Origin of the sequence: Pseudomonas shirazensis (genome assembly GCF_014268785.2) — a bacterium.
In the GTDB taxonomy this organism is placed as follows: Bacteria; Pseudomonadota; Gammaproteobacteria; order Pseudomonadales; family Pseudomonadaceae; genus Aquipseudomonas; species Aquipseudomonas shirazensis.
Map to the genome: position 1 here is coordinate 136,675 of NZ_JABWRD020000005.1, position 11,331 is coordinate 148,005.

General features: G+C 62.9%; 9 protein-coding genes and 1 tRNA gene. 7 read left to right on the forward strand and 3 right to left on the reverse strand.

The annotated features are described in order from the left end of the window. Positions 1-102 precede the first annotated feature (102 nt). Positions 103-176: transfer RNA gene (locus HU736_RS21355), tRNA-Gly, on the forward strand. Positions 177-225: 49 nt separating this feature from the next. Here HU736_RS21355 and HU736_RS21360 read toward each other — a convergent pair. Continuing rightward, entirely contained in the window at positions 226-393 is a 168-nt protein-coding gene (locus HU736_RS21360) for a hypothetical protein (RefSeq protein WP_217862399.1), read from the reverse strand. On the opposite strand from HU736_RS21360, the gene HU736_RS21365 reads away from it, so the two are divergent. The 3 genes from HU736_RS21365 (at position 392) to HU736_RS21375 (ending at position 3,686) form a co-directional block, all read left to right on the forward strand. Continuing rightward, positions 392-2,095, forward strand: a complete 1,704-nt coding sequence (locus HU736_RS21365; protein ID WP_186700818.1) for a SulP family inorganic anion transporter — start codon at positions 392-394, stop codon at positions 2,093-2,095. The genes HU736_RS21360 and HU736_RS21365 overlap by 2 nt on opposite strands. A gap of 154 nt (positions 2,096-2,249) precedes the next feature. Beyond that, positions 2,250-3,266 (forward strand): DUF4917 family protein, encoded by a 1,017-nt coding sequence (locus tag HU736_RS21370; protein ID WP_103438412.1) that lies wholly within the window; start codon positions 2,250-2,252, stop codon positions 3,264-3,266. Between the two features lie 51 nt (positions 3,267-3,317). Then, positions 3,318-3,686, forward strand: a complete 369-nt coding sequence (locus HU736_RS21375) for a FecR/PupR family sigma factor regulator (protein WP_186700819.1) — start codon at positions 3,318-3,320, stop codon at positions 3,684-3,686. Here HU736_RS21375 and HU736_RS21380 read toward each other — a convergent pair. Together HU736_RS21380 and HU736_RS21385 are read right to left on the reverse strand one after the other, a co-directional pair. Next, a complete protein-coding gene (locus HU736_RS21380; RefSeq protein ID WP_186700823.1) occupies positions 3,622-4,848 on the reverse strand; it encodes a class I SAM-dependent methyltransferase in 1,227 nt (408 codons plus the stop codon). The two genes, HU736_RS21375 and HU736_RS21380, sit on opposite strands and share 65 nt — an antisense overlap. Before the next feature lie 97 nt (positions 4,849-4,945). Continuing rightward, a complete protein-coding gene (locus HU736_RS21385; RefSeq protein WP_186700825.1) occupies positions 4,946-5,563 on the reverse strand; it encodes a TPM domain-containing protein in 618 nt (205 codons plus the stop codon). A 219-nt stretch (positions 5,564-5,782) separates the two neighbouring features. Between HU736_RS21385 and bglX the strand changes: the two genes are divergently transcribed. From bglX to HU736_RS21400, 3 genes are all read left to right on the forward strand, one after another. Further along, the gene (gene bglX, locus HU736_RS21390; RefSeq protein ID WP_186700870.1) at positions 5,783-8,074 is read left to right on the forward strand and encodes a beta-glucosidase BglX; all 2,292 of its coding nucleotides are present in this window, start codon (positions 5,783-5,785) and stop codon (positions 8,072-8,074) included. Between the two features lie 101 nt (positions 8,075-8,175). Further along, the gene (locus HU736_RS21395; RefSeq protein WP_103438418.1) at positions 8,176-9,933 is read left to right on the forward strand and encodes a sensor histidine kinase; all 1,758 of its coding nucleotides are present in this window, start codon (positions 8,176-8,178) and stop codon (positions 9,931-9,933) included. Beyond that, the gene (locus tag HU736_RS21400) at positions 9,927-11,261 is read left to right on the forward strand and encodes a sigma-54-dependent transcriptional regulator (protein ID WP_186700827.1); all 1,335 of its coding nucleotides are present in this window, start codon (positions 9,927-9,929) and stop codon (positions 11,259-11,261) included. The genes HU736_RS21395 and HU736_RS21400 overlap by 7 nt, the downstream gene beginning before the upstream one ends. Positions 11,262-11,331: the final 70 nt, after the last annotated feature.

Genomic DNA, 11,331 nt, shown 5'->3' on the forward strand with positions numbered 1-11,331 from the left:
ACAGCTAAATTTCAAGGCTGGGCTTTTATTCACCAAAGGGTTCTGGTACAAAGTCGAGCTGCAAAGCGCACGCCGCTTCGCTGGCAAGGATGTACGCGTATAGCGGGTATAGTTTAATGGTAGAACAGTAGCTTCCCAAGCTTCCGACGAGGGTTCGATTCCCTCTACCCGCTCCACCTCGTCCACCGCTGCACCGCATGACATTTGCGCAATGTCATCGCCTGTCTAAAGGAGCCCCGGCTCCTTTTTTCGTTTCTGCCCTTCCATCGATTTGCTGCAGACCTTGCCGACCCTTGTCGGCTGCAACGCGCTGCGTGCAAAAAGCTTGCACACCAAACGCAGCAGGCAGATAAGCTCGTGCATTGTGTGAAACATTTCCAAAGGACTGCGCATGTTTCTCTCCCGCTGGCTCCCGGGCCTGGCCAACCTGCTGCAATACCGCCGCGAGTGGTTGCACGCCGACATACAGGCTGGCTTGTCGGTCGCTGCGATCCAGATCCCGATCGCTATCGCCTATGCGCAGATCGTCGGCCTGCCGCCGCAGTACGGGCTGTATGCCTGTGTGCTGCCGATGATCGTCTACGCCCTGATCGGCAGCTCACGGCAGTTGATGGTCGGCCCCGACGCCGCCACCTGCGCCATGATCGCCGGGGCTGTGGCGCCGTTGGCGCTGGGTGATCCACAGCGCATTGCCGAGCTGTCGGTGATCGTCACCGTGCTGGTCGGGGTCATGTTGATTGCCGCCGGGGTGGCGCGCGCAGGGTTCATTGCCAGTTTCTTCTCGCGACCGATCCTGATCGGCTACCTCAACGGTATCGGCCTGAGCCTGATCGCCGGGCAGCTGAGCAAAGTGGTTGGCTTCAAGATCGAAGGTGACGGATTTATCCTCAGCCTGATCAACTTCGCCCAGCGCCTGGGGGAAATCCACTGGTTGACACTGGTGATTGGCCTGGCCGGGTTGGGCCTGCTGATCGGGTTGCCTCGGCGCTACCCGCGCCTGCCGGCAGCGCTGGTGACCGTAGTGCTGTTCACCTTGATTGTGGGGGTATTTGGCCTGGACCATTTTGGCGTCGCCATCCTCGGCCCGGTGCCCGGCGGCATGCCCCAACTGGCCTGGCCGCAGAGCTCTCTGGCAGAAACCAAGAGCCTGCTGCGCGATGCCCTCGGGATCGCCACCGTGAGTTTTTGCAGTGCCATGCTCACGGCACGCAGCTTCGCCGCGCGGCATGGCTATGCGATCAATGCCAATCACGAGTTCGTTGCCTTGGGTGTGAGCAATCTGGCTGCCGGGTTCTCCCAAGGCTTTGCCATCAGCGGCGCCGACTCGCGCACGGCGGTCAACGACATGGTCGGTGGCAAAAGCCAGCTGGTTGGCATCATCGCCGCGCTGGTGATTGCATTGATTCTGCTGTTCTTCACTGCGCCCATGGCCTGGATTCCGCAGGCGGTGCTCGGCGCCGTGCTGCTGATGGCCGGCTGGGGGCTGATCGATGTGCGTTCGCTGGGCAAGATCTACCGGCTCAGCCGCTTCGAGTTCTGGCTGTGCCTGCTGACCACGATTGGTGTGCTTGGCCTGGGCGTGCTGCCCGGGATCATCTTCGCGGTGACCTTGGCCATCCTGCGCTTGCTCTACAGCATCTATCAACCCACCGATGCCGTGCTGGGCTGGGCACCGGGGATCGAAGGCCAGGTCGACGTTCGCCAACACCCCGACGCGCGCACGGTAGCGGGCCTGGTGGTGTATCGCTTTGATGACGCGATCCTGTTCTTCAACGCCGACTACTTCAAGATGCGCCTGCTTGAGGCAGTGCAACGCGACAGCCAGCCGCGCGCGGTGCTGTTCGATGCCGAAGCGGTGAGCAGCATCGATGTCAGCGGTATCGCCGCTCTGCGTGAAGTACGCGACACCCTCGCCGCGCAAGGTATTCATTTCGCCATTGCGCGGGCACGTGGGACGTTTTTGCGCATGCTGGTGCGCTCAGGCATGGCCCGGGAAATGGAAGACAAGCTGCTGTTTGGCTCAGTGCGCGCCGGTATTCGTGCTTATCGCGTGTGGAGCAACCGCGAACGTCAGGCCACCGCGCAGCAGCCCTAGCCGTTGACGCAACGTTAAGTGCTGCAACCGGTGGTGCACTGGCAAGCTGCAATACCCGCACAGTTGCGCAGCGCACGGTGCCGCAGGGCGAATACAGCACATCGCCGGAGCATGCTAAAGTCACGGCGTTTCCCTGCCAAACCACGGACCCCGCATGCCCCCAGTTGACGCCCACCTGACTTCCTGGCCCGAGCTCGAGCAACGCCAGCCGTGCCAGGCCCTGCTCCTGGGCAACGGCGCCAGCCGTGCACTGTGGAAGCCGTTTGGTTATTTTTCGTTGTTCGAGCAGGCACAGAAGGTACGCCACAAAGGCCTGGGCGTCAGTGACCAGGCCTTGTTCAAAGCCTTGGCCAGCGAGCTGTTCGAGCCGCTGCTGAGCACGCTCAATACTACCGTGCGGGCCAACGCCGCGCTGGCGATCAATTCGACTGCGCCGCTCAATCGCTATTACTCGATCAAGGAAGCATTGATTCACGCGATCCGCTCGGTGCACATCCCGTGGCCGCTGCTGCCCAGCGCCAACCTGAGTGCGATCAATCAGGCGCTCAAAGCCTACCGCAGCGTCTATACCAGTAACTACGATCTGCTTGTGCCTTGGGCAGTACGACAGGCGCCCGAAGGATTTGCTGCGCTGTTCGACGAAGAAGGGTTTTTCGACGTCCGCCGCACTCACGCCGAGGGCACCCGGGTATTGCATCTGCACGGCGGCCTGCACCTGCTCAAGCTGCCAGACGGCAGCACGCGCCAGCGCAGCGCCGAAAACGGTGAGTTGCTTGACGGCTTTGCCGTAAATATTCCTGGCGAGGTGCCGCTGTTCATCAACGAAGAGCGCAGCGAGCACAAGCTGCGCGCCATTCGCAGTTCGGATTACCTGAGCTGGGGCCTTGGCCAGCTGGCAAGCGAACGAGAGGGCCTGTGCCTGTTCGGCCAGCATCTGGACAGCACGGATCAACACCTGCTCGATGCCATCCGCCAGGCCCGCCCGGCTCATCTGTGCATTGCCATTCGGCCATTGAGCGAGGCGTCGATCATCAACCAGAAGCAGCACTTTCTGCAGCGTTTCGGCGATATGCACGAGACCTCGTTGCATTTCTTCGACGCCAGCAGTCATCCGCTCGGCGCCCCAGACCTGGCAGTCGAAGTGCCTGCCGACTTTGCCCGCCGGCGCTGACCGGCAAGCGCACGGTGGCAATAAACAGTAACGAGCGCAGGAACCCGGCAGATGAACCCGCTAGACGATTTCGAGGCAGATTCGATCGATGCTCAGGCCGCAGGCTGGCTGGTGCGCAATCGCTATGACTCATCAAGGCATAATCGCAAGGCGTTCAAGCAGTGGCTGCGCGACCCAGAGCATGCCCGTGCCTATCGCCAGCTCGAACACCTGTGGCAGGACCTGGAAGCGCTCAAGCAGGCCGCCAATCCACTCGCGCCTGTGGCGCAGCGATCACCACGGCGGCTGGTGATGATTGCTGCAGTGGGCATGGCCTGTGCACTGATGACCAGCCCGCGACTGGGACACTGCCCGATCAAGCTCCCACAACAGCAATCAACCCATCCGCCTGCAACAACGTCTCCAGGCAGTGCTCCTTGACCCCATAAAAGCGCTTGAGCTCCGCGATTTTCTCCAGCAACACCGTGGCATCCACCGGCTGCTTGCGCTTGACCGCAAGAATCATCTTGTTCTTGTTGGTGTGTTCCAACGAGATGAACTCGAACACCTTGGTCTCGTAGCCGCAGGCTTCCAGGTACAGCGCGCGCAGGCTGTCGGTAAGCATCTCGGCCTGCTGACCGAGGTGCAGGCCGTATTGCAGCATCGGTTGCAGCAAGCCGGGGCTTTGCAGTTGTGGGCGGATCTGTTTGTGGCAGCACGGCGAGCACATGATGATCGCGGCGTTGCAGCGGATGCCAGTATGGATGGCGTAGTCGGTGGCGATGTCGCAGGCATGCAGGGCGATCATCACGTCGATGGCGGCGGGCACCACGCTGCGCACGTCACCGCACTCGAACACCAGACCCGAATGCTCCAGGCGTGCCGCTGCGGCGTTGCACAGTTCGACCATGTCCGGGCGCAACTCGACGCCGGTCACCTGCGCCTGACGGCCAAGGGTGTTGCTCAGGTAGTCGTGCATGGCAAAGGTCAGGTAGCCCTTCCCTGAACCAAAATCGGCGACTTTCAGCGGCTGCTCGGCAGCCAGTGGTGCGCTGGTGAGGGCGTGGTCGAAGACTTCGATGAACTTGTTGATCTGCTTCCACTTGCGCGACATCGACGGGATCAACGCGGACTGCGCGTCGGTAACGCCCAGATCACGCAAAAACGGCCGGGTCAATTGCAGGTAGCGTTTCTTCTCGCGGTCATGCCCTGCCGGGGCTGCCTCGCGTGCTGGCTGCGCGAGGTGGCGCTGCAGCATCGCCTTGCCCTTCTTGCTGAAGGCCAACTGCATTTCACCTTCGCTGGTGAACAGGTGGGCGTTGCGAAAGCTCGCCGGCAGCAGCTCGGCGACCAGCGCCTGCACCTGCTCGTTGGGCAGATTGCGGGTGATGTCGCGGGTCTCATAGCGATAGACCAGGGACAGACTGGGCTGGCCTTTGATCAGCAGCGGCTTGGCAATGATCCGCTGCAGGCTTTGCTCGGCGCCAACATGCTTGGCCAGCACCAGCTTGGCCAGGCTGCCGGCCTCCAGCGAGTCGGCCAGAAGACGCAGGAACTGGGCAAGCGGATCAGCCGCAGACGAAGTGGAAGGCGTGGCAGGCATGGGACAGTGGGGCCTCGAATAACCGGGCGCGCAGTGCGCAGTGGCCGGCATTCTACGTTGCCGCCCGGCCTTCGCGAAGTTTTCTCGACAGCCGTGGTCAGTCTAGGATCAGCAATCGATTGGGCAGTTGGTTACGTCGCTGGGTGGCCGGCAATGGTCGACTGAGCTGCTCGGCACAGGCGTCGATGCACTCGACAAAGCCCTGTAGGGTCTGACCCTGGCGGACCTGCTCGGTAAAGCGGGCGATCAACGCGGCGCGTACACGCGGGTCGAAGTGCTGTTCAATGCCGCGGTCGGTCAGAATCGTTACAAAGTTCTCGGCCTGGCTGACAAAAATCAGCACGCTGCTGGTGCCGTGATCACGTTGCCGTTCAAGGGCTCGAAATTGCTGGCGCGCAAGGCTCAGCGCAGTGCGCTGGCACAAGCACCTGGGCATCAGCCGATGCCCCAGCCGTGGGTGGCGCAGCAGTAGGCACAGGGCGACGAAGATCACCAGTTGCGCCACCAACAGGCCGCGCACGCCTGGCCAACCAAGCAGCAGGTGCAGCAGCCCCGGCACCAGCAATGCCAGCAGCGCCGCACAAAACAGCGGCAGGTAGGCAAACTCGTCCGCCCGCCGCGCCAGCACGCTGACCAGCTCGGCGTCGGTACGCCGTTCAGCACGGGCTATCGCTTCGGCGACCAGCCGTTGCTCATATTCGGTAAACACACTCATGCCGTTGGTCTCTCGATCGTTCTTATAGTTGTTGTCCCGGCACCGGGCTGGCGCGAGTGTATCTCAACAACTACCAGACATCAGGCATAATCCACCGCAGCCGCCAATGCTGTAGGGCAGATCAACAAACGATCGCCTTTGGCCAAGAACAATAGCCGCCTGAACCCTTCGGCCACACGCATTCGTGTGGCCATGACCCAGGCCTCGAATACGGAATTGATGATGAAACTGTGCATGCTCGGCCTGGCCATGGCCTTCGCCACTCAGGCAACGTTTGCCGCCACTGCTGCCCCGCCCCTGCAGGACAAGCAGGCATTCATCGAGCACTTGATCAACCAGATGAGCGTCGACGAGAAAATCGGCCAGTTGCGCCTGATCAGCATCGGCCCGGAAATGCCCCGCGAGAAGATCCGCGAAGAGATTGCTGCCGGGCGCATCGGCGGCACCTTCAACTCGATCACCCGCGACGAGAACCGGCCGATGCAGGACGCCGCCATGCGCAGCCGCCTGAAGATCCCGATGTTCTTTGCCTATGACGTGATTCACGGCCACCGCACCACCTTTCCGATCAGCCTGGGCCTGGCGGCCACCTGGGACATGCAGGCCATCGCCAAGGTCGGCCGCACCTCGGCCGCTGAAGCGGCTGCCGACAGCATCGACATGACCTTTGCACCGATGGTCGACATCGCCCGTGACCCGCGCTGGGGCCGCACCAGCGAAGGCTTTGGCGAAGACACCTACCTGACCTCGCGGATCGGCCAGGTCATGGTCGAATCGTTGCAGGGCAGCAGCCCGGCCAACCCGGACAGCATCATGGCCATCGTCAAGCACTTCGCCTTGTACGGCGCGGTGGAGGGCGGGCGCGACTACAACACGGTCGATATGAGCCTGCCGAAAATGTACAACGACTATCTGCCGCCTTACCGCGCCGGCCTCGATGCCGGCGCAGGCGGCGTGATGGTCGCGCTGAACTCGATCAACGGCGTGCCGGCCACCTCCAATACCTGGCTGATGAACGACCTGCTGCGCAAGGACTGGGGCTTCAAGGGCGTCACCATCAGTGACCACGGCGCGATTCAGGAACTGATCCGCCACGGCGTGGCCCAGGACGGCCGCGAAGCGGCCAAGCTGGCGATCAAGGCCGGCATCGACATGAGCATGAATGACTCGCTGTATGCCGAAGAACTGCCGGGTCTGGTCAAATCGGGCGAAGTGACCCAGGCCGAACTGGATCAGGCCGTGCGCGAAGTGCTCGGTGCCAAGTACGAAATGGGCCTGTTCAAAGACCCGTACCTGCGTATCGGCCAGGCCAAGGACGACCCCAAGGACGTGTATGCCGACCAGCGCCTGCACCGTGACGCGGCTCGGGATGTGGCCCGACGGAGCCTGGTGCTGCTGGAAAACCGCCAGCAGACCCTGCCGCTGCGCAAGGCCGGCACCATCGCCGTGGTCGGCCCACTGGCCGATGCACCGATCGACATGATGGGCAGCTGGGCCGCCGCCGGCCGGCCAAACCGCTCGGTGACCGTGCGCGAAGGCCTGCGTCGCGCCGTTGGCGATCAGGCCAGGTTGATCTACGCCAAAGGTGCCAACGTCAGCGGCGACAAGGCGATGGTCGACTACCTGAACTTCCTCAATTTCGATGCTCCGGAAATCGTCGACGACCTGCGCCCTGCTGCGGTGTTGATCGACGAAGCGGTCAAGGCCGCACAACAGGCTGACGTGGTCGTGGCGGTAGTTGGTGAGTCGCGCGGCATGTCGCACGAGTCGTCAAGCCGCACCACCCTGGAAATCCCGGCTGTGCAGCGTGACCTGATCAAGGCGCTGAAAGCCACCGGCAAGCCACTGGTGCTGGTCCTGATGAACGGCCGGCCGTTGTCGATTGGCTGGGAGCGGGAACAGGCCGACGCCGTGCTGGAAACCTGGTTCAGCGGCACCGAGGGCGGCAACGCCATCGCTGACGTGCTGTTCGGCGACTACAATCCGTCGGGCAAACTGGCGATCACCTTCCCGCGTTCGGTCGGGCAGATCCCGATGTACTACAACCACCTGCGCATCGGTCGGCCGTACGCACCGGGCAAGCCGGGCAATTACACCTCGCAATACTTCGAAGAGCCCAATGGCCCGCTGTACCCGTTCGGTTACGGCTTGAGCTACACCAGCTTCGAACTGTCCGGGTTGAGCCTGAACAACAAAACCCTCAAGCGCGGCGACACCTTGCAGGCCAAGGTCACCGTGAAAAACACCGGCAAGCGTGACGGCGAGACTGTGGTACAGCTGTATCTGCAGGACGTCAGCGCGTCGATGAGCCGCCCGGTCAAAGAGCTGAAGAATTTCCACAAGTTGCTGCTCAAGGCGGGTGAGTCGCGCACTGTCAGCTTCAACATCAGTGAGGATGACCTGAAGTTCTACAACAGTCAGTTGCAGCGGGTCGCCGAGCCCGGCCAGTTCAACGTTCAGGTCGGCCTGGACTCTGAAGCGGTGCAGCAGCAGAGCTTCGAACTGCTGTAACCCGGTCCCTGGCGCCGCGGCACCTTCACTGCGTGATTACACCGCAATGAAGGCCGCCAGCGGCGACCTCTGGCTCAGCTGAACCTCTCAGGAACCGCCCCATGCCTTCTTCGTTTCGAGCCTTGCGTCTGGGCCTGGTCGTGCTGCTGATCCTGCTCGGCACTGCCCTCAGTGCTGGCTGGGCGATGCATCACGCAAAACGCCATTCGATGCAGACCGACGCCCAGCGTGCGGCGCAGCAACTGGGCCTGTATGCCAACTCGCTGCACACCCTGATCGAACGCTATCGCGCCCTGCCTGCAGTGCTGGCGTTGGACCCGGAGCTGATCGCCGCGCTGGCAGGGCCGGTCGAGCCGGCGGTTCAGCATGCGCTCAATATCAAGCTGGAGCGGATCAACGGCGCGGCCAACTCATCGACCCTGGAATTGCTCGACCAGAGCGGCCTGGCCGTGGCGGCCAGCAACTGGCGCCTGCCAAGCACCTACGTCGGCTCCAACTATGGTTTCAGGCCGTATTTCAAACAGACCCGTAGCCAGGGCAGCGGGCGTTTCTACGCTGTCGGCGTCACCAGTGGTATCCCAGGCTATTTCCTGTCCAGCGCAGTCAAGGACCTGCAAGGGCGCTTCCTCGGTGCGATGGTGGTCAAGCTGGAGTTTCCCGAGCTTGAGCGCGAGTGGCGTCAGGGCAGCGATGTGCTGCTGGTCAGCGATGCCCGCGGGATCATCTTCATCGCCAATCAGGACGGCTGGCGTTACCGCGAGCTGACCCCGCTGTCCGGAGCTGACCGCGCCGAACTGGCTGCCACCCGCCAGTACGACAAGCAGCCACTGCTGGCGCTGCAACACCAGGCACTGACCCGCTTCGACGAACACAGCCAACTGAGCCGGGTGCAAGGCCCTGACGGCCCGGTCGAATACCTGTGGCAGAGCCTGCCATTGCCCAGCGAGGGCTGGACCCTGCATTTGCTGCGCAAGCCGCAGGTCAGCGAAGACGTGCGCAATGCCGGGCTGGCCGCTGCAGCCATCTGGCTGAGTCTGGTGTTCGCGATCCTGTTCGTCAGCCAGCGCCTGCGCCTCGCCCGTTTGCGTCAGCGCAGCCGCGAGGCGCTCAAGCGTCAGGTCGAAGAGCGCACCCGGCAATTGCGCACGGCCCAGGAGGGCCTGGTGCAATCGGCCAAGCTGGCCGCCCTGGGGCAGATGTCGGCGGCGCTGGCGCACGAGATCAACCAGCCGTTGACCACCCAGCGCATGCAACTGGAAACCCTGCGGCTGTTGCTCGACCACGGCCGCCATGAGGAAGCGCGCCAGGCGCTGGAGCCGCTGGAGCAGATGCTCTCGCGCATGGCAGCGCTCACCAGCCACCTGAAAACCTTCGCCCGCAACAGCCCTGGCGGCCTGCGCGAACGGCTGGATCTGGCTACGGTGGTCGATCAGGCGCTGCACTTGCTGGATACCCGCATCCGCAGCGAAGAGGTCGAAGTAGCGCTGTACCTGGCTCGCCCAGCGTGGGTGCGCGGCGATGCCATTCGCCTTGAGCAGGTGCTGATCAATCTGCTGCACAATGCCCTCGATGCGATGGCCGACAAACGCTACAAACGGCTGGAGATTCGCATCGAGAACCACGCCAATGACTGGCACCTGAGCGTGCTTGATTCCGGTGGCGGGATCGACTCAGCCGACCTGGCCAAAGTCTTCGATCCGTTTTTCACCACCAAACCGGTGGGCGAAGGGCTTGGCCTGGGCCTGGCCATTTCCTATGGCATCGTCCGCGAAGCCGGCGGCCAGCTACAGGTCGACAATCTGCCCGGCGGCGCTCGCTTCAGCCTGATACTGCCGCGTGACCAGGAGCCCGCATGTTGAACTCAGTAATAGTTGTCGATGACGAAGCCAGCATCCGCAGCGCGGTGGAACAGTGGCTGGGCCTGTCAGGCTTTGCCGTGCAACTGTTCGCGCGCGCCGATGAGTGCCTGGCGCAACTGCCCGAGCACTTCCCCGGGGCGATCATCAGCGATGTGCGCATGCCCGGCATGGACGGCCTGCAACTGCTGGCCGAGCTGCAGGCACGCGACCCGGACTTGCCGGTGATTCTCCTGACCGGCCACGGTGATGTACCAATGGCGGTCGAGGCCATGCGCAACGGCGCCTATGACTTTCTGGAAAAACCGTTCACCCCGCAGCATCTGCTCGGCAGCCTGCGCCGCGCCCTGGAAAAACGCCAGTTGGTGCTGGAGAACCGCCGCCTGCATGAGCAGGCCGACCTCAAGGCGCGCCTGGAAACCACCCTGCTGGGGATGTCCCAGGGCCTGCAGCAACTGCGCCGACAAGTACTCGACCTGGCCAACCTGCCGGTCAACGTGCTGCTGCGCGGCGAAACCGGCAGCGGCAAGGAGCGGGTCGCCCGCTGCCTGCATGATTTTGGCCCGCGCGCGGCCAAGCCATTTGTCGCGCTCAACTGCGCGGCAATCCCCGAAGCGTTGTTTGAGGCCGAGTTGTTCGGCCATGAGAGCGGCGCCTTCACCGGCGCTCAAGGCAAACGCATCGGCAAGCTGGAATATGCCAACGGCGGCACGTTGTTTCTCGACGAGATCGAAAGCATGCCGCTGGCCCAGCAGGCCAAGCTGTTGCGGGTGATCCAGGAGCAGAAACTCGAACGCCTGGGCGCCAACCAGAGCATCAGCGTCGACCTGCGCATCATTGCCGCAACCAAGCCGGACCTCCTCGCAGAGGCCCGCGCCGGGCGTTTTCGCGAAGACCTTGCCTACCGCCTGAACGTGGCTGAACTGCGCCTGGCGCCGCTGCGCGAGCGGCGTGAAGATATTCCGCTGCTGTTCGACTATTTTGCCCGGACTGCGGCCGAACGCTTGCAACGCAGTGTGCCGCCATTGACCAGCGTGCAATTGGCGCAGTTGCTCAGCCATGACTGGCCAGGCAATGTCCGCGAGCTGGCCAACGCCGCTGAACGGCATGCCCTGGGGCTGGGGTCGAGCGGGCCTGAAGGCGATGCCGTTGGCCCGTCGCTGGCTGAGCAGATAGAGGCATTCGAAGCACAGTGTTTGCGGGCGGCGCTGCGCCAGTCTGGAGGTGAGATCAAGGCAGTGATGGAGGCGTTGCAACTGCCGCGACGCACGCTCAACGAGAAGATGCAGCGGCATGGGCTGGTGCGGGAGGATTTTCTCGAGCGCAGATAGGCGGAATCTTGCTTATTGGCTGCTATGGGTAGGCGTGAATCTGCCTATTCCGAGTGAGATCGGGGGCTGC

Coding starts and splice junctions, on each gene's coding strand:
- HU736_RS21365 (WP_186700818.1), top strand. CDS start 392: ATGTTTCTCTCCCGCTGGCTCCCGGGCCTGGCCAACCTGCTGCAATAC.
- HU736_RS21360 (WP_217862399.1), bottom strand. CDS start 393: ATGCGCAGTCCTTTGGAAATGTTTCACACAATGCACGAGCTTATCTGC.
- HU736_RS21370 (WP_103438412.1), top strand. CDS start 2,250: ATGCCCCCAGTTGACGCCCACCTGACTTCCTGGCCCGAGCTCGAGCAA.
- HU736_RS21375 (WP_186700819.1), top strand. CDS start 3,318: ATGAACCCGCTAGACGATTTCGAGGCAGATTCGATCGATGCTCAGGCC.
- HU736_RS21380 (WP_186700823.1), bottom strand. CDS start 4,848: ATGCCTGCCACGCCTTCCACTTCGTCTGCGGCTGATCCGCTTGCCCAG.
- HU736_RS21385 (WP_186700825.1), bottom strand. CDS start 5,563: ATGAGTGTGTTTACCGAATATGAGCAACGGCTGGTCGCCGAAGCGATA.
- bglX (WP_186700870.1), top strand. CDS start 5,783: ATGATGAAACTGTGCATGCTCGGCCTGGCCATGGCCTTCGCCACTCAG.
- HU736_RS21395 (WP_103438418.1), top strand. CDS start 8,176: ATGCCTTCTTCGTTTCGAGCCTTGCGTCTGGGCCTGGTCGTGCTGCTG.
- HU736_RS21400 (WP_186700827.1), top strand. CDS start 9,927: ATGTTGAACTCAGTAATAGTTGTCGATGACGAAGCCAGCATCCGCAGC.